The organism is Agarivorans sp. 2_MG-2023 (assembly GCF_030548085.1).
Taxonomy (GTDB): domain Bacteria; phylum Pseudomonadota; class Gammaproteobacteria; order Enterobacterales; family Celerinatantimonadaceae; genus Agarivorans.
The window spans coordinates 259,126-281,992 of sequence record NZ_JAUORQ010000006.1 but is presented as its reverse complement, the minus strand read 5'-3'; the positions used below and the strand labels follow the sequence as shown (position 1 = coordinate 281,992).

Sequence of the window (22,867 nt, the reverse complement as noted above, 5' to 3'; positions counted from 1 at the left end):
TTCTCCCTAACGACGAACCTTGAGCGAAAACAAACCTTGTGGGCGTAGCATTAAAATGCCGACCACGGTCAATAAGGTGAGAACTTTAGCCATAGAACCACTAAGGAAAAATTCCATGGTGGATTGAGCTTGTGAGATGGTAAAGGCAGAGGCTACTGTGCCAAGTAAGCTAGAAGCGCCACCAAATACCACCACTAAAAAGGTATCTACAATGTACAATTGCCCGGCGGTAGGTCCGGTAGATCCCACCATGGTAAAGGCCGAGCCAGCGACGCCTGCAATACCGCAGCCCAAAGCAAAGGTATAGCGATCCACCCTCTCGGTATTAATGCCCACAGCACCGGCCATAGCGCGGTTTTGCACCACTGCGCGAGTTTGTTTACCCAAACGTGATTTTTGCATCAACAAGTAAACGCCAATGGTGATAAAGATGGTGAGCACCATGACAAATATGCCGTTAATCGGCACTTCAATAATGTCGGTGATGGCGTAAGATCCCATTAACCAATCAGGTAAGCTCACCCCCACTTCCCTAGCACCAAATACGGTGCGGTAAAGTTGCTGTAAAATTAGGCTTAAGCCCCAAGTCGCTAATAAGGTATCTAAAGGGCGCTTGTACAAATGGCGAATCATTGCCCACTCCACAAAAGCGCCTAAGGCTCCGGTGACCACAAAAGCCAGCAACATGGCAATAAAGAAGTAGCCGTCAAATAAGCTAGGTAAATAGGCGCTAAATAGCTGAGAGGTAAGGTAGGTAATGTAAGCACCGAGAATCATAAATTCGCCGTGCGCCATATTAATCACACCCATTTGGCCGAATATAATGGCCAAACCTAAAGCCATAAGAACAAATACAGAAAATAAAATTAGACCGGCAAATCCCTGCATGGCGAAAATGGCGGTAAGCTCTGAGCTGGTATAATCGGCAAACATCTTGTGTTCCTCATTAAAGCTATAGAAAAGGAAGGTGACCTAGCGCACTAGGTCACAACACGTGGTTACTGATAACCTTTAGGGAATGGGTTTGGCTCAATCAGGTCTTCTGTTTCATACACCACTTCATACTGGCCATTCGGTAAGGCATGACCGATACGTGTTTTAGACCATAAGTGATGGTTTTCATGAACCTTCACATAGCCCTCTGGTGCAGTGGTAAGTTCAAGATTTGGTGAAGCAGCACGCACTTTATCAATATCAAACGAGCCGGCTTTTTCTACTGCGGCTTTCCATAACCATGGGCCTAAGTAAGCCGCCTGTGTTACATCACCAATTACGATGTCATCACCCCAGCGCTTCTTAAAGGCAGCAACAAACTCTTGGTTATTTGTGTTAGTCAGGCTTTGGAAGTACTTCATCGCCGCGTAAGCGCCTTGCATGTTTTCGCCACCAATGCCTAAGATTTCATCTTCGGTAACTGAGATAGTCAGAACCAATGGTTTCTCTTTGGTCATATCAATGCCAGCCGCTTTAAGTTGCTTGTAAAAAGCCACGTTAGAGCCACCCACAACAATCGCGTAGATAACATCAGGTTTTTTCAATTTGATTTTGTTGATAACAGAGTTAAATGAGGTGTGACCTAGCGGGTAGTACTCTTCGCCAACTACCTTAAGGCCTAATTTGTCAATGTGCTTACGAGCAATTTTATTAGAGGTACGCGGCCAAATATAATCCGAACCTAACAAGAAAAAGCTTTTAGCATCTTTGGTCTTGGTTACCCAATCGATACCAGAAATGATCTGCTGAGTGGCTTCTTGACCCGTGTAAATAACATTCGGTGACTGCTCCAAGCCCTCATAGAATGTAGGGTAATAAAGCATGCCGTTGTATTGTTCAAACACTGGCAGTACCGCTTTGCGCGATGCTGATGTCCAACAACCAAATACCGCAGCGGCCTTATCTTTTACTAATAGTTTTTTAGATTTTTCAGCAAAGGTTGGCCAGTCACTGGCGCCATCTTCTTGCACATATTCAATTTGACGACCCAGTACGCCACCCATAGCGTTAATCTGTTCAATCGCCAACATCTCTGCTTGTACCGAACCCGTCTCACTAATGGCCATGGTGCCAGTGATGGAATGTAAGATACCTACCTTCACAGTATCGTCGGTCACCGCTAAACCGGTGGTATTCACCTCGGCGGTGCTCATGGCAGCGGCTAAGCTTAGCTGTGACACCAACATAGCTGCTGGCAATGCCATCATTCCTTTTAGAATGTTCCGGCGTAGCACATTGCTTAAGCCTGATTTATTAAGTTTTTGCATAGTGATAGTCCCTGCTGAGTGTGTAAGACAATGTGTCCATACTTGCTGACTACCATTTTGCAAAAATCGGCTAAACAGCAAAATTAGCTAATTGCTCTAGCCCACTACGTCATTTGACGCATAGCCACAATGCAACGATTGATTTAGGGTCAAGACTCATTAGCGCATGCTGATAACAAGCCATCCCCATATTCTCAACCTATCAATAACATACTGATTCTATTGATATTTATGACATTACCATGATGGTGATTCGGCGTGATTAATGCTTACTTCTGGCTAAGCCAATAAAAGGAAGGCGCGTAAACCATGAAGGATCAGCACGTATTTAAGGCGAGGCGAAACTACAACCGCTGGGTCGCCAATCAAACCTTGGAAGATTATGCGCTGAGATTTACCTCTAAAAGTGCTAGGCAATGGTCAGTTGCTCGCGTCTCTAATACTGCCTTAGGCGCTATCTCTTTTCTTGCCTTAGAAGCAATAGGCGGAGCGTTAATGCTCAGCTATGGGTTTAGCAACTCACTCGCCGCAATCTTAGTCGTTTCAGCGATTATCTTTTTTTGCGGTATGCCTATCTCTTACTACGCGGCACGTTACGGCGTAGACATTGATTTGCTCACCCGTGGCGCGGGCTTTGGCTACATTGGTTCTACCATTACCTCGCTAATCTACGCCTCTTTTACCTTTATCTTTTTTGCCATTGAAGCGGCGATAATGGCCTCAGCCTTAGAACTATTATTTGATATCCCTCTAAGCATTGGTTACTTAATTAGCGCGATCGTTGTTATTCCTTTAGTTACCCATGGCATTACGTTTATTAGCCGCTTTCAGCTGTGGAGCCAGCCCCTGTGGCTAGTATTACAAATCACCCCTTTTGTATTTATCCTGTGGCACGAATCGAGCGCCATAGACAACTGGCTACAATACCGCGGCAACCAAGAAACCGGCTCTACAGGCCAATTTAACCTGCATCTATTTGGTGCAGCTTCGGGAATACTGTTCTCTTTAATGGCGCAAATTGGCGAACAAGTCGACTTTTTACGCTTTATGCCAGAGGCCAACAAAAAACATCGAGCATGTTGGTGGTTAGCATTACTCTCGGCCGGTCCCGGTTGGATAATTGTCGGCGCGGTGAAAATTTTACTGGGATCATTTTTAGTGGTGTTAGCGATTAACGCAGGGGTGAGCCAAGATGTGGCCGGTGACCCGATTCAAATGTACCAAGTGGCATTTTCATATATGACGCAGTCACCGCTGGTTGCCCTATCGCTTGCCGGTATTTTCGTACTGGTTTGTCAGCTAAAAATTAACGTTACCAATGCTTATGCTGGCTCTATTGCTTGGTCTAACTTTTTTTCGCGTTTAACCCATAGCCACCCAGGGCGAGTGGTTTGGCTGGTGTTTAATGTCATCATCGCGCTGCTTATTATGGAGCTGGGTATCTACTCGGCCATCGAAGATATTCTAGGTATCTACTCTAACGTGGCCGTGGCTTGGGTAGGTGCGCTGGTTGCCGATTTGATCATCAATAAACCCTTGGGTTTAAGCCCTAAACATATTGAGTTTAAGCGCGCTCACCTCTACGACATTAATCCGGTTGGGGTAGGTGCCATGGTATTTGCCTCGTTTGCCGGAATATATTGTTATACCGGCAACCTCGGCGATACCGCCCAAGCGCTAGCGCCGTTTATCGGTTTGGGCTGTGCATTTGTTTGCTCGCCCATTATTGCTGTGCTCACCCAAGGGCGCTATTACCTGGCTAGGGAGTCCACACTACCTAATACAATCCAAGGTGAGTGTACGGTTTGCCAAAATAGCTTTGAGATTGAGGATTTAGCCAGTTGCCCAGCCTACGGTGGAGCAATTTGTTCTTTGTGTTGCACCTTAGATGCGCGCTGTCACGATCAGTGCAAAACCAACGCCCGATTTGGCCAGCAATTAAGTCAGTTTGTAGCCTTAATTCTCCCTAAATCTGTCTCGTCGTTAATGAATACCCGCTTGTTGCACTTTTCTGGCTTGATGGCGCTAATCGCCATGCTTATCGCGAGTTTGTTTTATCTGGTGTACGCACGAATACCAGGAAGCGAAGTAGCCACCAAAGCTGCTATTTCAGCCACCTTAAGCCATATATTCTTTTTATTAATGATCATTATGGGGGTGTTGGTGTGGCTGTTTGTATTGGCCAACGACAGCCGCCAGTTTGCGTTAGATGAATCGCAGCGCCAAACCCAGTTACTCAGCCAAGAAATCTCTGCCCACGAAGCCACTGACCAAGCCCTACAGCAAGCGAAAGAAACCGCGGAATCGGCTAACCATGCCAAAAGCCGCTATCTCACCGGCATTAGTCACGAGTTAAGAACACCGCTAAATTCAGTCTTGGGTTATGCCCAGTTATTAGAAAAAGCCCCCACCTTGGCTAACGAACATGTGGCTAAAGTTTCGTTAATCAAACGCAGTGGCGAGCACTTGGCCGACATTATCGAAGGCTTATTGGACATTTCAAGAATTGAAGCGGGTAAGCTTGAACTGCAGCGAGACCAAGTGGAAATAGGTGCCTTACTCAACGACTTGGTCGATATGTTTAGCTTACAAGCCAAGAATAAAGGCATTAGTTTTAGCTACCAACCGAGTCCTTATCTACCTCATTGGGTAGTGGCAGATGAAACCCACTTACGGCAAATTTTGATCAACCTATTATCCAACGCGGTAAAATTTACCCAGCATGGTGAAGTCTCGCTAAAAGTGCATTATCGCAATCAAGTGGCCGAATTTACCATTAGTGATACCGGTGTTGGCATAAGTGAACAAGACCAAGAACGGGTCTTCAAACCCTTTGAGCGAGTGCGTCGCAGTGGTTCAGTACAAGCTCAAGGAACGGGCCTTGGTTTAACCATAACTCAATTGCTCACTGAAATAATGGGTGGCAATATCAGCCTCACTAGCGAGCCTGGAAAAGGCAGCGTATTTAAATTGAGTCTGATGCTCTCAAGCATTGAAAAAGCCCCCAGCCAAGCGCCAACCTTAGGTAAAATAGAATCCATAGATGGACCAAGTAAAACCGTTATGGTAGTAGATGATGACCCCAACCATAGAAGTCTAGTGCTACAAATTCTCCAGCCTTTAGGCTTTAGCGTGTTAGAGGCCAGTGATGCTATTGACTGTTTAAGTGCTCTAAAACACAACAAGGTTGATTTGTTTCTATTAGACATCTCCATGCCCGTGATGAGTGGTTGGCAATTACTGGCTGAGTTGCGTAAACAAGCGGTAGAATCACCCATTATTATGGTGTCGGCGAATGCTAATGAACCCTCGTTTTTAGACGCAGGGATCCGCCATGTTGAACAAGCTCTTCACAATGACTATTTAGCCAAGCCAATACGTTACAACGCGCTACTTGAGAAAATAGCCAAAGCCTTAGCCATTACTTGGCGATTTAGCTCAATAACGCCGCCAACACCACCTCAACCCTCTTCGCTAGTGACAAATACAGCGCCAACGATCAATCAACATCAGCGAGAACAGCTAAACGAAATTAACCAGATGGCGCAACTGGGTTTTGTACAAGGCATTGAGCAAGGGTTGCAGCACTTAGAATGTGACCCAAAGCTTTTAGTCATTACCCAGCAGTTCAGACAAGACTTAAGTCAATTTCAGTTTTCTAAAATAAGCATGGCTTGCGAACAGCTCATAGAAAAGGAGGATTTATCATGAACACGGCAAGCTCGAAAGGCGTTATTTTAGTAGTCGACGACGCGGCCGAATCTTTAACCATGTTAAACACCGCCCTCAACGAACAAGGTTATACGGTACTCATTGCCATGGATGGACAGCAGGCCCTAGATATTAGCCTACGGATTAATCCAGATTTAGTACTCATGGATGCCTTAATGCCCAACATGGACGGTTTTGAAGCCTGTCAACTGCTTAAACAAGATAGCGATTTTAGCGATATTCCAGTGATATTTATGACCGGTTTGAGCGACAGCGAATCAATGATTAAGGGCTTAGAATCAGGCGGTGTCGACTATATCCATAAACCCATAAAGCTCGATGAGTTATTCGCGCGAATAAAAGTTCACCTTAGCAATGCGCGCCTCACTCGCAGCGCTCACGGCGCTTTAGATGAGTTAGGCCAAGCCACCTTCACCATCAACAATAAAGCAGCTGTTATTTGGCGTAGCTCTAAAGCGGCCGCGCTTTTAAGCTCAATAAACATAGAGCTTAATCAAAACCTTGAATTACTCACCCAACAACTAAAAACGTGGCTTATGCATAAGCCAGAGAAACATTCGATATTGTCGCTAGCTAAACTAGATAAGCCGCTGCAGATCCGCTATCTGGGGCAATCATCCCCCGGAGAACACTTACTGCGATTAGTCGACAACGACGAGCACAGCATGCGCGATTCACTGCGCCAACGCTTTGCCTTAACTGAACGTGAGTCTGAAGTGCTGTTTTGGTTAGCGAGAGGAAAAACCAATCGTGAAATTGCCCAAATATTGGATATGAGTCCGCGTACTGTCAATAAACACCTTGAAGCCATATTTCAAAAGTTAGCCGTAGAGAACCGAACCAGTGCAACGGCAGTCTGCTTGGCCTATCTAAATGAAATATAAGCTAATGAATTAACGCATTTTTAAATAATGATTGTACCTGAACCGAGCAAGTTGGCTCGGGCAAGTGTAAACAATAGCTAACTGCAAATAAGGCTTTTCTGATGAATCCACGCCTTAGTCCTTCCGCTTAATTGTATAAAAAAGCTTATTGCCACTAGGATTAACAGCTAGCGAGGAGGCTTTATGAAGATTTCTCAAATCCGCATAGAACACACAGCAGGACAGGCTATTTTACGTGCCGACTGCGCGGGTTTTGACTTGTGGTATAAGTTTCCAGAGCAGTACCCTCCGGCCTTAAGTGCTGATCCCTTTATTGCAGCCTGCTTGCTAATAAGCATGGCCAAGAATCAAGATTTACAACTAGAAGATAGCGCCAACTACTCACCCACTTTGCTGAATAACCTAGAGCAACTGCAACATATTTTTAGCTACTGGCAGCCCTACCTTAAGCATCAACTGAGTACGATTAAAGTAAACGGCGGTGTCGCCATGGAGCCGGCTAATGCTAACAACGACACGGTGTCTTTTTTTTCTGGTGGTATAGATGGGAGTTACACCTTTAACCAAAAACAACAGCAGATAGACTACCTATTGTTTGCCAAAGGCATTGATATGCAGCTTTCCAGCGATAATTTGTATCAACAAGCCTTTAACTGCAACAAGCAATATTTGGCCAGTAAAGGCAAACAACTAGTCCCCTGCGAAACCAATGTGCGTTTTTTAGGTTATCACCACCAGCTAAATTGGGGAGTGTGTTTTGGCGGCGGTTTATCGAGCATTGCTTTAGCCTTGGGCGTGAAAAAATGCTTTATCGCGTCTGGGTTAACCTATGAAAACAATATTCCAGAGGGATCTAATTACATCACCGATCATTTATGGAGTAATCACCATACTCAAATAGAACACCATGGTGCAGCTTGTAAAAGAATCGACAAACTAAAGGTGCTAAGCCAAGACCCTGACTACCTAAACATACTACGAGTATGCTGGCACGATCATGGTTATAACTGCGGCGAATGCGAAAAATGCCTACGTACCATGAGCAGCTTGCGAGCACTCGGCATAGAGTGCAACACCTTTCCTAAACTTAGCGACCAAAAAATCAAGCAACGCCTCCGCCCACTAAAATTGTATAACGTGCATGATGTGCAGTTTCTTGAAGAAAACATCGAGCAGGCAAAGCAAGCTCACGACAAGGTATTAACCGAAGCCCTTGAGCATATAAAGCGAAACTTTCAACTACGAGAACTGGCCAATCAATTTGATGACTTAGTGCTTCACGGCTACGCCCACAAACTAAAACAACTCGTTAAAAAGCACTAGTCCGCCTTATGCGAATTCATCAACTTAACCTAGAAAAGCACCGCCGTTACAATAAACTCTCAGCCATGCTTGGGCCTTTTCCCTTATGGTTTAAGAGCAGCCCCGATTTGGTTTTGGCGGGGAACGATGCCAGCCCATTTATTTGTTCAGCCTTAGCCCCGGCGATGTTTTTGGGTGAAGATATCGTGGTAGATAGGCAGTATTACGTATCCGCAACCTTGCTAGAAAACTTGCAGAAAATCCAAACCATCATGCATGCTTGGAACCCCATTTTTAAGATAATCAATATTCAAGCCACCACTCAAAGCTTTAAACCGTCAAATAAACAGTTGGGTCATAGCGTATTTTTTTCTGGCGGCGTAGACGGCACCTATTCGTTGATTCAGCATCTAAACCAGCTAGAGAATCTTATTCTGATAAACGGCTTTGATTTCAGCATGGACAAAACCACGTGGCGCAATATGGTGGCACGCTGTCAGAGAACGGCTCACATCTTCGACAAGCGATTGATTTGTGTTGAAAGCAATTTGAAGGAGTTTACCGGCTGGACCCGTTTAGCGCGTTTCGCTAATTTTGGCGCTTCGCTTGCCAGCGTGGCACTGCTGCTTAACCCTAAAAGTGCTTTGTGCAGCGCAGCGGTTACTTATGATGCAGTGCACCCATCAAACGGCCACCCATTGGTAGATCCACTCTGGTCATCGGAGTCCTGTGAGTTATCACATGTGGGTTTAGAAGCAGATCGAGCAAAGAAAATCGCCGCCATCAAACACTACCCCGATGCCCTGCACAACTTATGGGTATGCTGGAAAGATCCAAACTGCAATTGCGGGCGCTGTGCCAAATGTTATCGAACTCATATGGCGATGCAGCTCAACGATATTACTAATTTTAAATTTTCTGAACCAATTACTACCACAGACTTAAAACAGCTATCACCTAAGAGTGAAGAAGACTTGTCGTTTTATGAGTATCTTTACCAGCTGGCTATGACTAAGCAAAACAAATTTCTCAGCCGTGTATTAAAGCAAATAATATGGCGTTACCGCAGCAAGCAATTTCTTCGTGAAACCGACCGTTTATTGCTTAACGCTAGTTGGGCTAAATGGCGACGAGGCAGGCTTTCTATCAACCAACTTGCTGATGTGAGCGTATTCCCTAAATACAGCGACCAGCGCCAACTCAAGGACTTGCAGCAACAACTTAAACAACAAAACAGTTTTATCTCTACTTCACAGCTAGGCAGTATTTTCGATTAGCGTGTTGTTAAACCGCTACCGTCGCTTTTGAAAATAACTGAACCACAAAAAAGCCGACCCTTAGGTCGGCTAAGAATGAACCCATCAGGTTACTTAGCGATTAAGTCTTTATAAGCAATGGTTTTACCCTGTGGCTTCTCGTTGGCTAATTTGGCTTTAGGTGAGCCAGGTTGGTTTAACCAGTAAGAGGCATCTTGCTTAGGATTAAGCTTAGGTCCACATTCTCCTTGCGCGCCACTGCGTTCTAAGCGAGTTAACACTTTGTCTTGGGCTGCGGCTAAACCATCCATCGCTTCTTGAGGTGTTTTCTCACCGCTGGCTGCTTCTGCTACGTATTGCCACCATAGTTGAGCCAGTTTTGGATAGTCTGGTACGTTAGTTCCTGTTGGCGTCCACTGAACTTGTGCATCACTGCGATAGAACTCCACTAAGCCATCCTAGCCCCCCGATGAAGTTGCTTACAGCCTCGTGACTTTACCCTCTTGGCTTTGTTTTGAGCGAGATAACGAGCTCGGCCCTTGACCATGTTGTCGAGCATCAAAAGTATAAACCGAGGTCGACTCTCCAGCGTAGTCAACTATGACTTCATAACAAGGAAAATACTGGTGTTCCGCAGCGACAGACACCTTCAGTTGACCATGCTCCCAATTGAAGCTAACTTCAAACAGCGCGTGAACAGAGCCAAGACCAATTCGGTCAACTACGGCGGTAAACACATCTTTTAAGGGCAACTCAAAGTCCACATAATCGCCTAACTTTATGGTGCTCTTCATTTCGCCAAAACTCGCGCCATCGTAAGGTGCGTATGGCCGCGCCCCTAACACTGCCAAAGTCAAAATCCTTCCATTGGCCCCTAGCTCTAGCAGCGATTTATCGCCAAGATTAACGTCGGTTTTATCGAAAACTGTCGCATCAGTCTCCTTACCTTCAGCCCACCAAACGTCACCAACATTCCCCGTAGAATCTAACTGCGTATATAAGCCTGGAGTTCCAAAGGCCTTATTTTGTTCTGTCACTTGCCTAATTTCGCCCGTCGCCCTATTCAACTTAACTTGAACGCTCAACTCGAACATGGAGCCGATCCCCTGAGCATCACCTTCGCTAAACTCTCGGTCATCGCCTTCAAAGCGGAATATTGCCCGTAACAAATCGGCGCACTCAGTGTTGCCAAGCTCACTTTTAGCTACCGCTTTATCCCAGCCCTCACTGATCAACGTCGTAATAAAGTCTTTCATATCGACCAAAGTGCTCGCCACGGAAGTGACTGACATTTCGTTTATATCAAAGGCGTTTGACAGAGCCCATAACTGGCTGGGTACAAAGCCTCTCAGCGTGACATTCACGATTTCCGTTTGTGTTCCACCATGCCCAGAACCACCACTGCTGCCGCCACTCCCTCCAGAGCCACCACCTGAAGAGCTTCCCGCCCCGGCATTTGCGCCTGCACTAGCACCGGTAGCAACGTTAGTTTCATTGTTCGCGGCATTGTCATTTTGGTTATGATTATTATTTTGACTAGAGTTCTCACCATTAAAGGCATTTTGATTACTGTTATTAATTCCCAACCCCTGGTTAATTCCCGCTCCCGCTTCTGTCACATTGCTAGGATTGGCTATTGGACCAGATGGCTTGGAGTTAACACTGGCCAACACATCGGATACTTGTTGACCTAGCGAAACCGCACTATTTAAAGCATCACTGCGCGCATCGCCCGCCAGTGTTCCAGCGTGTTGTGCGGTTTGCAGTGCCACCTCGGCCAAGGTAGATAAGGTTGAGCTCAATAAGTCACTGCCTGAAGCATCGCGGAATAGTCCTGGCGTGCCCAGTGCGGCTAACGTCGCGGCGGCGGTCTGTGAGTTGGGCAAAGGCGTGGGCGGCATAATGCTGAGATTTCCGTCGGTTACCGTGGCATTCATATCGGAGATACCGCTGTCACGGCTCCCCGCTTGAATGGCGGCTATCTCTGAGGCTGTGTGCGGGATAAGCGAATCTTGCCAATTGAAATAACGACTGGCATCTATCTTCTCTGCGCTATTCGCCCGCCCTAGTATTGCTTCCCCAAAGACACCGGCCGAAGGAAGATAAATGGTGTCGGTAACGCGCTGTTGGCCAATGAGATCCACAAAGCTGCTACGCAGTGTTCTTAAATAACAGTCGATGCTTGAACGTAAAGGATGAGGCTCGGCAACAGCGGGGCTAATGACGCCCTCTAAGTCATAGTGGGTCACTTTACCCTGATTCAGAAATTCACTATAAAGCTCAAACTTAGTGTCCTGCCAATCCAAGCTAACCTTGTGAAGTGAAATGCTTAGTTCTCCGTCAGGACTAGGCTCTCGGATAAAGCCACTTCCCTGATAACTCGGACCTTGGCCATGCAGTTGTAGGGTAATTTCTGCAATGATGTCATCACTGCTGCGCTCCGCTGAAGACATCAACTCTATTTCTATTTGACAACACTCTCCCTGCTTTCGTACTTTTAAGCGCCCAGATAGTGGCCGATTAAAAGAAGCTTGCTGATCCTTACCGTGAACCGTACTCACAGCTTCACTTAGCACCAAAGATTGCTCTGCCGCTTGTTGTTCCGACTGATGAAGCTTAAGAATGATGAAGTTCTCGGTGAAGCCCACCGGTGTGGCGGAAGCCAACTCCATCAAGGGTAATGGTGGATGAAGTGCCGATTGGATGTGGAGACTTTCTAGCACCGCACTTAACTGCTCGCGTTCAGTCGAAAAAATCAATAAACGCGTAGCAGCATAACGCTGTCGATTAAAAAACAACTCAATCTCTTTAATGTAATCCAAGGGGACAATGCTCGCTTGCTGCTCAAGCGCACTGATCACTTCAGATTTCAAATCAGAAAACAGTACTTTAGAATCCCGAGCAAGCAAAGTATACGGGACGGATAGACTCACCTTAGTTTCGTTCGCTCCCTCATCGACTATTGTCATATCCAATTCAGCTTTGATAAATTGAATATGAGATAAATCCGGGCTACCTGCTACTGGAGGTAAAACAGCCGTCACTTCCAATGAAACTAAGTCATCCAAGCGCATGCGGTCGCGACCACTGAAATCAACATCGCGAGATATTTTAGGCCCGAGTCCCGTCACCCGGTGTTCAACCGAGCTACTGTTACGGTAGATCAAGGCCCAATGACTATCTTCAAGGGTGACAATATGAGCGGTGATCGCGGTAACAGAAAGATCGCTGCTGATATCAATCACTTCTGTCGAATAATCAGGCCGCTCTATGATTGAAGCAAAACGCTGATAGAGCCGTGCTGAATCCTGTTTTACTAAGGCTTGCAATACCCGCCAATGGGCACGGATAAACTCGAAGTCAAAAGTGATGGGGCGATAGGGCAAGTACATGATCGGGGTGTAATCGAGCGTATCTATTTCTACTTGATACTTCTGTAGCACCTCAAAATATTGCACGGTTAAGGCGTGCATATGATTGTAATTGGTAACATTACGGGTAGTGATTTGCTCAGATTCTTGTTGTTCATCAGTCACCACCACCGAAGAGCGAATAGAGCGCATTGATGAGGCGTTTTGCACGCTGCGGTCGGTAATGTTCTGCTGCAACTCAGACACCAGTTGCCGAGTAGAGTTGGTCTCGGTTTGCACCACCCCTTCTTGAGCCACATGCGAAAACACTGCAGAGCCCCCTGCCCCGCCAGCGCTGGATAAAATACTGGCAGCAGAGAGGTCTAGATCCATCGGAATACCGGTAAGCTCTTTAAGTGGCAAGGTGCCGCTGGCGTTTCCCCCATCGGAGCGTCCACCTCCGACACCGGCAGACAAGCCAGTACCCACCGAGCTGGTAGAGGCCTCGCTATTGGTTTGGCCACGTTGATGCTCCAAAGCCGTAGCTTGAGTCACTTCATCCAGGGCCCGAGTGTGAGTCATGCTATTGCTTAGTTGCTCGTCAATCCGCGTGGTCTCGCCTCTACTAGAGCTTTGTTTGCGATACCAATCAATCACGGCAATATTGCGCGACTCGCCGGGTGCTAGCGCCAACGAATGAATAACCTCGCCTAAATGTGTCCCCATGTTGCGCCAATATTGCTTAAGATGAACAATGTATCCAAGATAGAAACTTAGCGGTGGCTTTTGTTCCATAAGCGCCGACACGCTGTCACTCATTAACAGGCCAGCAAAGCTATTATCAGTAGTTTGAGCATCTATGCGTAACCCTTGCAGTTGATATCTCTGTCCCTTCACGTAGCTAGAGAAGCGAACGCTGCTATGAGTGCTACCAATCATCCCTGGCATTAGTTCATCGGGCGCAGAAGGGGCCTCATCGAAACCTTGTGCTGGTTGCGTTAAATAACGCTGAGCGGCATGATAAAGCCCAAATTCTGCCAGTTCATTAATTGAAACAATACCGAAAAAGCTTTCCAAGATTTGCGCTGACCTAGCGCTTAGTTCGCGCAAGGAATTTGGGGGCAAATAACCAACGGCAGCCACTTCAACTGCAGCAAACTCGTCCTTCAAGTAGGCTGCCCGCTCTATATGGTGATTAATCAAACCTTGGCTATATGCTTTTAGGATCTGGGCATAGTGAACAGGCTTAAAGTGCAATAAATCGCTCACTGAGAAGATATCTATTTGCCGCAGCGCTGCTATATCGCCTTGGCTAATCCCTGGTAGTGACTCCAGTGTAACCAAAGGATCCATCATTCGAGTAAAGCTGGAAGAGCTTGGCATAAGACATATTCCTCTTATCTCGCATTAAATACGGGCTGTCATAGAAGTTTAAAAGAGAGCTACAAGACGCCACACGGCTAAGTTGTGAGAATACTGACGAAGGCTAATCAAAAACTAATAGCTGACAAAACCTGAATAAGCCAATAGAAGCAGACGTTTTGTTAATGAGTTTATCCGCAGGCCTGTAAAAAATGGTGCACAAGCTTGGTAAAGAGCCTCTCAAGAAAAGGGGCTGATACACTTTTTTGCTTTAAGAAGGAAGTTGGCTGAGAATGAAAAGATTGGGAAGGACAAAAATAAAAACTCTATAGAAAAAGAAATAGCAAGACTACAGTTGTGTGAGCCCAACAAAGACAGAAGTAGGCTTATAAAGGCACACGAAGAAGAATAGAAAAAATATACCTAGCAAGCTCAAAAGTGTTGACTCTTATTTAAAACCAAACCTGCTATTTATCCCGACTTAAAAAGCTTACAAAAAGACCCAGCTTGGCTGGGTCTTTTGTTTGAGTCACTTGCTTATTGGGCGATTAAATCTTTATAAGCAATAGTTTTACCCTGTGGCTTCTCGTTGGCTAATTTGGCTTTAGGTGAGCCAGGTTGGTTTAGCCAATAAGAGGCGTCTTGCTTAGGATTAAGCTTAGGTCCACATTCTCCTTGCGCGCCACTGCGCTCTAAGCGAGTTAACACTTTGTCTTGGGCTGCGGCTAGCCCATCCATCGCTTCTTGAGGTGTTTTCTCACCGCTGGCCGCTTCTGCTACGTATTGCCACCATAGTTGAGCCAGTTTTGGATAGTCTGGTACGTTGGTTCCTGTTGGCGTCCACTGAACTCGTGCATCACTGCGATAAAACTCTACTAAGCCACCGAGTTTAGGTGCGGCATCAGTCATTGCTTGCGAGTTAATATCAGACTCACGAATAGGCGTTAAGCCCACCAAGGTTTTCTTCAACGATACCGATTTAGACACTACAAACTGGGCATACAACCAAGCAGCTTGGCGTCTGTCTAACGGCGTAGAGTTTAGGAAAGTCCACGAACCAGTATCTTGGTAACCCAGCTTCATGCCATCTTCCCAGTAAGGGCCACGCGGCGATGGAGCCATACGCCATTTAGGCGTGCCGTCTTCGTTCACTACTGGCAATCCAGGTTTAGTCATATCAGCTGTAAAGGCGGTGTACCAGAATATTTGTTGGGCCACGCTGCCTTGAGCAGGTACCGGACCGGCTTCGCCAAAGGTCATGCCTGGGGCTTCTGGTGGCGCGTATTTCTTCAACCATTCAACATACTTAGCGGTAGCGTAAACTGCCGCAGGACCGTTGGTTGCACCGCCGCGCTCTACACTTGAGCCCACAGGGTTACAGCCTTCTACTCGAATGCCCCATTCGTCTACCGGCACACCATTAGGAATGCCTTTGTCGCCCGCACCCGCCATAGACAACCAAGCATCGGTGAAGCGCCAACCGAGTGAAGGATCTTTTTTACCGTAATCCATGTGGCCGTATACACGCTCACCATCAATAGTTTTTACCTTCTCCGAGAAGAATTCAGCAATGTCTTCATAGGCAGACCAATTAAGCGGTACTCCTAACTCGTAGCCGTATTCCGCTTTAAACTTCTCTTTTAAGTCGGTGCGTTCAAACCAATCGGCACGGAACCAATAGAGGTTGGCAAACTGTTGGTCTGGCAGTTGATAAATTTTTCCATCTGGGCCGGTGGTAAAACTCAGACCGATAAAGTCTTCTAAGTCTAGGGTTGGGAGGGTGACATCTTTACCCTCACCTTTAATAAAATCACTAATAGGCACCACTTTACCGTAACGGAAGTGAGTACCAATTAAATCTGAATCGTTTACGTAGGCATCATAAATATTACGACCCGACTGCATTTGCGTTTGCAGTTTTTCTACTACGTCACCTTCTTGAATCAAGTCATGATTAACCTTGATCCCAGTAATCTCGAAAAACGCCTTGGCTAAGGTCTTACTTTCATATTCATGGGTGGTAATGGTTTCTGAAGCAACATTAATTTCCATACCGCGAAATGGTTTTGCCGCTTCTGTAAACCATGCCATCTCATCCATTTGCTGCTGCTGACTAAGCGTAGAAGGTGTAAATTCATCACCTACCCACTGTTTGGCGGCATCACTGTATTGATCTGCTAAGGCTACGCTACTGCAGCCGGCAATAACCATTGCCACACTAAGGCGAGCTAGCTTAAACATTGATTTTTTATTGTAGGGCATTTCTTCATTCCTTTTGTTTTTAAAGTGCATGTTGTTTTTTCTGCGGCACCTATTGATGCCTTCGCACATCCTTTTTTGCTCTCAAATTGTGTGCAGGTCACCCCCATTTCATCACAATAAACAGCCACACCACCGCTACCGAAAACGGTAACCAAATGCTCAGTTCAGTCATCCCAATAAAACCAAGATGAATAAACGCACTGCTTAATAAACCAATAAACAATCGGTCACCACGGGTGGTAGTGATCGGTAAAAACCCTTTACGTGCCACACAAGGGCTCTTTAGTTCCCAGCAAGTCATGGCAAACAAAATGCAGCCAATGCCGGTAAAAAATAATGCTGATGGAGTCGTCCAAGCCATCCAATTCATGTTGTTTCTCCTATACCCGTCCGAGGGCAAAACCTTTCGCCACATGGTTTCTCACAAACCAGATAACCAATACGCCAGGTAAAATGGTTAATACGCCTGCTGCCGCGAGCACGCCCCAATCAATGCCCGAGGCACTGACGGTGCGAGTCATTACTGCGGCAATGGGCTTCGCGTCTACCGAGGTGAGTGTTCTCGCCAGCAACAGTTCCACCCAACTAAACATGAAACAGAAGAAGGCGGTGACGCCAATGCCTGAGCGGATCAGTGGAATGAAGATTTTGGCGAAGAAGCGTGGGAAGCTGTAACCGTCGATGTAGGCGGTTTCATCAATTTCTCTTGGTACGCCAGACATAAAACCTTCGAGGATCCACACCGCCAACGGCACATTAAATAGGCAGTGCGCCAAGGCCACCGCAATGTGGGTATCGAACAAACCTACCGACGAATAAAGCTGAAAGAAGGGCAGCAAAAATACCGCCGGAGGCGCCATTCGGTTGGTAAGCAGCCAAAAAAACAGGTGCTTGTCGCCGATAAAACGAAACCGCGAGAAGGCATAAGCCGCAGGTAATGCCACCGCTAAGGTAATCGCCATGTTTAGCGACACGTAGTAAATTGAGTTGACGTAGCCCATGTACCAACTGGCGTCGCTGAAAATAGTGATGTAATTAGCCAACGTGAAATGCTCAGGCCAAAAACTTAAGCCGCCCAAAATTTCCTGATTACTCTTAAACGACATAATCAATAACCAATAAATCGGTAACAGTAGAAACAAGATGTAAGTGCCCATTCCTAGTGTTTTTTTAATGTTCATAGTTGCATCCTTTCGCTAGTGCTTACTTACCGTCGTTATGGGTCATGGCGGTATAGAACAGCCAGCTGACTAACAAGATGATTAAGAAATATATGATGGAAAATGCGCCCGCCGGGCCAATATCAAACTGGCCCACAGCCATTTTGGTTAGGGTTTGGCTTAAAAATGTGGTGGAGTTACCCGGGCCGCCACCGGTAAGCACGAAGGGTTCGGTGTAAATCATAAAGCTGTCCATAAAGCGCAATAACACGCCAATCAGCAGCACGTTTTTAAGTTTAGGAAGCTGAATAAAACGAAATACCGCCCAGTTTGACGCACGGTCGATTCGCGCCGCTTGGTAGTAAGCATCTGGAATAGCCCGCAAGCCTGAGTAACACAGCAAAGCCACCAGCGAAGTCCAGTGCCATACGTCCATCAGCAACACGGTAAACCAAGCGTCCATGGGGTTTGCCGCATAGTTGTAGTTGATACCAAGGCTATTTAAGGCCCAGCCAAATAAACCAATATCAGCCCGCCCAAAAATTTGCCAAATGGTGCCTACCACATTCAGAGGAACCAACAAAGGCAAGGCCAATACCAGCAAGCACACTACCGAACCAGGGCCGCGAGCAGGCATCATTAACGCCACTAAAATGCCCAATGGGATTTCAATTAACAATACCGAGCCAGAGAAAATAAACTGTCGAACCAGTGAATCGTGCAAGCGAGTATCGTTAAGGATTTCTCGATACCATTCGGTGCCCACAAAATAGCGAGTATTGGCATCAAAAATATCCTGAATCGAGTAGTTCACCACCGTCATCAAAGGGATGATGGCGCTAAAAGCCACCAGCGCAAATACTGGCAAGACCAAGTACCACGCTTTGTTGGTATAGGGTTTAATCATGATTGTCTTCCTTGGCTACCAAGTATTCATCGATGTACAGCATCAACCATTGTTCGGGAAAGCTAATGTAGGCATGTTGCTGCGGTACGCGTTGGTCTTCTTGTAAGCGGGCTTTAATCACCTGCTCACCCAGCTTTAAACTGAGGATTTTGTAGGTGCCTAGGTCTTCTACGAACAACACTTCAGCTTGGTAAGCATCGCCATTAGGCTTGTCCCATACATGCACAAACTCAGGGCGAATACCTACTTTTAGGTTATTGGACTGACTTGCGTTTACCGCAGCCATCTCGACTGGACTTAAGGCAATTTGTTGTGGCCCAAAACACACACCTTGCTCGCAACGCTCAACTTCCATCAAGTTCATCCCTGGGCTGCCAATGAAGTAGCCTACAAAGGTATGGTTAGGTTGCTCAAACAGCTCTCGCGGGGTGCCAAACTGCACCACTTGGCCGTTGTACATCACGGCAATTTTGTCGGCAAAGGTTGAGGCTTCTAGCTGATCGTGAGTCACGTAAACCATGGTAATGTTGAACTGCTCATGAATTTGCTTGAGCTTCCGGCGCAACTTCCACTTAAGATGAGGGTCAATTACAGTGAGCGGTTCATCAAACAAAATCGCTGATACGTCGTCACGTACCAAACCACGCCCCATCGACACCTTTTGTTTTTCATCGGCGCTTAGGTTGGCGGCCTTTTTATTGAGCACCGCGGTGAGATCGAGGATCTCGGCAATCTCGCCAACTTTTGACTGCACTTTGGCCTTGCTAGCGCCCATATTGCGCAGCGGAAAGGCTAAGTTATCAAATACCGTCATGGTGTCGTACACCACTGGAAACTGGAATACCTGAGCAATGTTGCGCTCTTGCGGCGGAATGTCGTTCACCTTCACCCCATCAAATAAAACCTCCCCGTCCGAGGGTTCTAGCAGACCAGAGATAATATTGAGTAAGGTTGATTTTCCGCAACCCGAAGGCCCAAGCAACGCGTATGCTCCGCCCTTTTGCCACACATGATTCATCTCTCTAATGGCATAGAGTGGTTCGTCTGCTTGCTTGTCATAGCAGTGAGCCAGTGATTTAAGTTGGATCTCAGCCATGGTAGTTGTCCTCAATGCGACGGCTCGAAGCCTGAATTAATTGCCCGTCACCGTTAAACACGTGTAGTTTGTGGGTAGGCACATAGATTTTTATTTTTTCGTCCACATGGTAGGAATGCACGCCAGATAAATGCAGCACCAATTGGAAGTGCTCATTACGTACATGTAAAAAGGTTTCGGAGCCCGAAATCTCAGCCAACTCAACTTGCACCGAAATTTCTAGATCATCGTCATTTTTAGGCAATAAACTCAAATGGCTTGGTCGAATACCAAACTGATAATCCCCCTCGCCCAAGGCTTTTAAGTCAGCATTAAGAGGAAAATGCACTTTGTCATCAAAGGTCACTTCAGTGGCGCTCATTTTGCCGGTGATGAGATTAATCGGTGGCTCATTAAACAACGCCGCAGCAGTCACATTGCAGGGCGAATGGTAGGTTTCAGCAGTGGGGCCACTTTGAATAATGCGCCCTTCATGCAATATGGTGGTGGTACCGCCTAGAGCTAAAGCCTCATTAGGTTCAGTAGTGGCATACACCGCAATGGTATTGCGCTGAGCAAACAAATCTCGCATTTCTTGGCGAAGCTCTTCACGTAACTTGTAATCTAAGTTCACCAAAGGCTCATCAAATAAAATAATGTCGGCATCTTTTACCAAGGCTCTTGCCATGGCTGTACGCTGCTGCTGGCCGCCAGAAAGCTCTAAAGGCAAACGCGATAGGTATGAAGTAATGTGCAGCATTTCTGCTGTTTCCATCACCCGCTTGTTAATCAGCGTTTCCGATTCGTTAGCTAAACGCAAAGGTGAAGCAATGTTGTCGTAAACCGTCATGTTGGGATAGTTAATAAACTGCTGATACACCATCGATACATTTCGTTCTTGTACCGACACTCCGGTGACATCTAATCCGTTCATCAGTACTCGACCAGTATTGGGTTTATCTAAACCCGCCATTAATCGCATCAAGCTGGTTTTGCCCGATAAGGTGCGACCAAGTAATACATTAAACGACCCCGGCTCAAAGTTGAGACTGGCTTGATTTATGTAGTATTGACCGTCAACCATCCGTGTAACGTTTTCCAATGTCAGTGACATGGGTGGGGGCTCTCCTTTTACTTAGCGCTAAACAATGTTCGCACTGTGTTCACAATCGCAAATCTACGAAGATGATTGCTAGAGCCGTGCCACATTCAATGATTTAATCAAGGCACTGATTTTAAAGAGTTTAATTTTAACTAAAGCTTTTATTGAAATTAAACATGTTCATAAAACGTGATCAATGTGAACATTTTGTTAATCAGTTTTGACCAAATAATGTTCGTATGCGAAAGTTCAGCCCTGATCAAGTTCACGTTTACTGATGTGATGCTGATTAAAGGACGAAAATGAGCGAAAAAACTCAGTGGTATTTGGAGCATGAAGCACTAATCAAACACTCTTGGCAGCGTTGCCGAGACTTGGGGTTAAGCCACCACAGTGAGCCGGAGGTTGAACATAAATCTGCGGGCGATTTGTCTTGCTTGTTAGAGCAGCATCATCAACTGTTAGAAACCACCCATCACCAAGTTTTGCCTTATTACGAGAACCTTTTAGCTAACAGCAACAGCCAAGTAATGCTGGCAGATCACCAAGGCTACGTATTAAAAAGCTGGGGCGAGCAGCGCTTTAAGCAACAACACCAAGAGATTTTTGCTCCAGGTACCGGCTGGCAAGAACCGGCATTAGGAACCAATGCAATTGGTACCGCACTAAAAACAGGGAGTGTGGTACAAATTCATCACGATGAGCACTTTTTAGTGGCTAATCGATTTATGACCGGGTCTGCTGCACCTATTTTTGGAGTAGACCGAGAAATGGTTGGCGTAATCGATATCTCTAGTGATACTTACCTACCTGAATCTCATACCTTAGGCATGGTAAAAATCATGTCACAAGCGGTAGAAAACCAACTCATTATCTCCCACTTTAACAGCGAACACTTTTTACTACGTTTTAATACCAGCCCCGAAAACATAGATAGCCAATGGTCTGCATTGATCGTATTTGACGAGAATGGACTCGTCATCTCAGCCAATCGCAGAGCAGAGCTGGTGCTAGCAACAGATTTAAAACTGGTAAATATCAGTGAATTATTCGACATAAGCGTGAGCCAGCTCATTAACCAGCCAGAGAGCTTTCAAGTTCCTTTGCTCACCTGTCAGCAATTTAGAGTGCATGGCATTTTACACAAACCTAAACAAGCTAAACCTAGGGTCTTAGACTTTAGGACGCTATTGAAAACTGATACCAACACCGATATCCAGCAAGGCGATAAGAAACAGCCGTTCTTGTTAGATGACCTCAACCTCGGCGATCCAGTAATGGCGAAAGCCGTGGCACAAAGTAAGCGTATTGTTGATAAAGAGATCCCAATATTGATCCGCGGGGAAACCGGTGTAGGCAAAGAAGTGTTTGTAAAAGCGCTGCACCAATCTAGCCTGCGTAGTAAACAAAATATGGTAACGGTAAATTGCGCTGCTATTCCACAAGAGTTGGTCGAGTCAGAGCTATTTGGTTATGAAAAAGGGGCGTTCACAGGTTCAAGTAATAAGGGGTATATTGGTTTAATACGTAAAGCCGATAAAGGCACTTTGTTTTTAGACGAAATTGGCGACATGCCCTTAAATGTGCAAGCTAGATTATTGCGCGTGCTGCAAGAGCGCCGTGTTAACCCGTTGGGCAGCACTGAGTCATACCCTGTAGATTTTAAACTGGTATCGGCGACTAATCGTAATTTAAAAGATGAGGTAGAAGCCGGCGGTTTTCGCCAAGATTTATATTATCGGGTCAGCGGTTTAAACATAGAGTTACCTGCGTTACGCCACCGCAGTGACCGCCAACACTTGATTCAGTTCTTACTTAATTATTACGCTGAGACGCCACAAGATGGCTTAATTACCGAGCGTGCCATGCAGAGCTTTTGCCAGCACCCTTGGCCAGGTAACATTCGCCAGTTAGTCAGCGTTATTCAAATTGCACAGGCCATGTCTGACAATCAAGCCATCGATTTTCAACACTTACCCGATGATTTCTTTGCTGACTTAGACGGCAAAAATAACAATGTGGAAGCCTTTACGCCTTCTGCAGAACCGCCCAGCAACGCCGCCGAACACCCAACTAAAAGCTCCAATACTCAAGATATTGTTGCGGTTTATCAATCCTTATCATGCAACATATCTAAAACCGCTCAGCAGCTTGGTGTAAGCCGAAACACTGTTTATAAGCGCCTAAGAGAGAGTGGTTACAAATAGCCTTAGC

The 22,867-nt window shown here is 46.1% G+C and carries 15 protein-coding genes; 5 read left to right on the top strand and 10 right to left on the bottom strand.

What is annotated here, in order from left to right:
* Nucleotides 1-6: 6 nt before the first annotated feature.
* On the bottom strand, nt 7-933 hold the full coding sequence (gene urtB / locus Q4549_RS11490) for an urea ABC transporter permease subunit UrtB (protein WP_303551376.1): 927 nt from the start codon (nt 931-933) through the stop codon (nt 7-9).
* A gap of 65 nt (nt 934-998) precedes the next feature.
* On the bottom strand, nt 999-2,261 hold the full coding sequence (gene urtA / locus Q4549_RS11485) for an urea ABC transporter substrate-binding protein (RefSeq protein ID WP_303551379.1): 1,263 nt from the start codon (nt 2,259-2,261) through the stop codon (nt 999-1,001).
* 309 nt (nt 2,262-2,570) lie between these two features.
* Between urtA and Q4549_RS11480 the strand changes: the two genes are divergently transcribed.
* The 4 genes from Q4549_RS11480 (at nt 2,571) to Q4549_RS11465 (ending at nt 9,456) form a co-directional block, all read left to right on the top strand.
* Complete coding sequence (locus Q4549_RS11480) at nt 2,571-5,972, top strand: ATP-binding protein (protein WP_303551381.1); 3,402 nt, start codon at nt 2,571-2,573, stop codon at nt 5,970-5,972.
* The gene (locus Q4549_RS11475; protein ID WP_303551384.1) at nt 5,969-6,877 is read left to right on the top strand and encodes a response regulator; all 909 of its coding nucleotides are present in this window, start codon (nt 5,969-5,971) and stop codon (nt 6,875-6,877) included. Before Q4549_RS11480 ends, Q4549_RS11475 begins: the two co-directional genes overlap by 4 nt.
* A gap of 183 nt (nt 6,878-7,060) precedes the next feature.
* Nucleotides 7,061-8,200 (top strand): hypothetical protein, encoded by a 1,140-nt coding sequence (locus tag Q4549_RS11470; RefSeq protein WP_303551385.1) that lies wholly within the window; start codon nt 7,061-7,063, stop codon nt 8,198-8,200.
* A gap of 8 nt (nt 8,201-8,208) precedes the next feature.
* Nucleotides 8,209-9,456, top strand: coding sequence for a hypothetical protein (locus Q4549_RS11465; protein WP_303551388.1), 1,248 nt, complete (start codon nt 8,209-8,211; stop codon nt 9,454-9,456).
* Between the two features lie 89 nt (nt 9,457-9,545).
* Here Q4549_RS11465 and Q4549_RS11460 read toward each other — a convergent pair whose 3' ends face one another.
* The 8 genes from Q4549_RS11460 to Q4549_RS11425 form a co-directional block, all read right to left on the bottom strand.
* A complete protein-coding gene (locus tag Q4549_RS11460; RefSeq protein ID WP_303551390.1) occupies nt 9,546-9,884 on the bottom strand; it encodes a hypothetical protein in 339 nt (112 codons plus the stop codon).
* 30 nt (nt 9,885-9,914) lie between these two features.
* Nucleotides 9,915-14,168: a hypothetical protein gene (locus Q4549_RS11455; protein WP_303551392.1), complete on the bottom strand. Its 4,254-nt coding sequence runs from the start codon at nt 14,166-14,168 to the stop codon at nt 9,915-9,917.
* Nucleotides 14,169-14,684: 516 nt separating this feature from the next.
* Nucleotides 14,685-16,409, bottom strand: a complete 1,725-nt coding sequence (locus tag Q4549_RS11450; protein ID WP_303551394.1) for an ABC transporter substrate-binding protein — start codon at nt 16,407-16,409, stop codon at nt 14,685-14,687.
* Between the two features lie 97 nt (nt 16,410-16,506).
* Entirely contained in the window at nt 16,507-16,779 is a 273-nt protein-coding gene (locus Q4549_RS11445; RefSeq protein WP_137674880.1) for a DUF2160 domain-containing protein, read from the bottom strand.
* A gap of 10 nt (nt 16,780-16,789) precedes the next feature.
* Nucleotides 16,790-17,590: a carbohydrate ABC transporter permease gene (locus tag Q4549_RS11440; protein WP_303551395.1), complete on the bottom strand. Its 801-nt coding sequence runs from the start codon at nt 17,588-17,590 to the stop codon at nt 16,790-16,792.
* Nucleotides 17,591-17,612: 22 nt separating this feature from the next.
* The gene (locus Q4549_RS11435; RefSeq protein ID WP_137674878.1) at nt 17,613-18,476 is read right to left on the bottom strand and encodes a carbohydrate ABC transporter permease; all 864 of its coding nucleotides are present in this window, start codon (nt 18,474-18,476) and stop codon (nt 17,613-17,615) included.
* The gene (locus Q4549_RS11430; RefSeq protein WP_303551422.1) at nt 18,469-19,572 is read right to left on the bottom strand and encodes an ABC transporter ATP-binding protein; all 1,104 of its coding nucleotides are present in this window, start codon (nt 19,570-19,572) and stop codon (nt 18,469-18,471) included. Before Q4549_RS11430 ends, Q4549_RS11435 begins: the two co-directional genes overlap by 8 nt.
* On the bottom strand, nt 19,565-20,665 hold the full coding sequence (locus Q4549_RS11425; protein WP_303551425.1) for an ABC transporter ATP-binding protein: 1,101 nt from the start codon (nt 20,663-20,665) through the stop codon (nt 19,565-19,567). The genes Q4549_RS11430 and Q4549_RS11425 overlap by 8 nt, the downstream gene beginning before the upstream one ends.
* Before the next feature lie 290 nt (nt 20,666-20,955).
* Here Q4549_RS11425 and Q4549_RS11420 point away from each other — a divergent pair, with 290 nt between their 5' ends.
* Nucleotides 20,956-22,860, top strand: coding sequence for a sigma-54-dependent Fis family transcriptional regulator (locus tag Q4549_RS11420; RefSeq protein ID WP_303551428.1), 1,905 nt, complete (start codon nt 20,956-20,958; stop codon nt 22,858-22,860).
* Nucleotides 22,861-22,867: the final 7 nt, after the last annotated feature.

Bases quoted from the DNA above. Each gene is read 5' to 3' on its own strand.
- Q4549_RS11425 (WP_303551425.1), bottom strand. From the start codon at position 20,665: ATGTCACTGACATTGGAAAACGTTACACGGATGGTTGACGGTCAATAC.
- Q4549_RS11435 (WP_137674878.1), bottom strand. From the start codon at position 18,476: ATGATTAAACCCTATACCAACAAAGCGTGGTACTTGGTCTTGCCAGTA.
- Q4549_RS11455 (WP_303551392.1), bottom strand. From the start codon at position 14,168: ATGCCAAGCTCTTCCAGCTTTACTCGAATGATGGATCCTTTGGTTACA.
- Q4549_RS11445 (WP_137674880.1), bottom strand. From the start codon at position 16,779: ATGAATTGGATGGCTTGGACGACTCCATCAGCATTATTTTTTACCGGC.
- Q4549_RS11440 (WP_303551395.1), bottom strand. From the start codon at position 17,590: ATGAACATTAAAAAAACACTAGGAATGGGCACTTACATCTTGTTTCTA.
- Q4549_RS11470 (WP_303551385.1), top strand. From the start codon at position 7,061: ATGAAGATTTCTCAAATCCGCATAGAACACACAGCAGGACAGGCTATT.
- Q4549_RS11475 (WP_303551384.1), top strand. From the start codon at position 5,969: ATGAACACGGCAAGCTCGAAAGGCGTTATTTTAGTAGTCGACGACGCG.
- Q4549_RS11480 (WP_303551381.1), top strand. From the start codon at position 2,571: ATGAAGGATCAGCACGTATTTAAGGCGAGGCGAAACTACAACCGCTGG.
- urtB (WP_303551376.1), bottom strand. From the start codon at position 933: ATGTTTGCCGATTATACCAGCTCAGAGCTTACCGCCATTTTCGCCATG.
- Q4549_RS11430 (WP_303551422.1), bottom strand. From the start codon at position 19,572: ATGGCTGAGATCCAACTTAAATCACTGGCTCACTGCTATGACAAGCAA.
- Q4549_RS11420 (WP_303551428.1), top strand. From the start codon at position 20,956: ATGAGCGAAAAAACTCAGTGGTATTTGGAGCATGAAGCACTAATCAAA.
- Q4549_RS11450 (WP_303551394.1), bottom strand. From the start codon at position 16,409: ATGCCCTACAATAAAAAATCAATGTTTAAGCTAGCTCGCCTTAGTGTG.
- urtA (WP_303551379.1), bottom strand. From the start codon at position 2,261: ATGCAAAAACTTAATAAATCAGGCTTAAGCAATGTGCTACGCCGGAAC.
- Q4549_RS11465 (WP_303551388.1), top strand. From the start codon at position 8,209: ATGCGAATTCATCAACTTAACCTAGAAAAGCACCGCCGTTACAATAAA.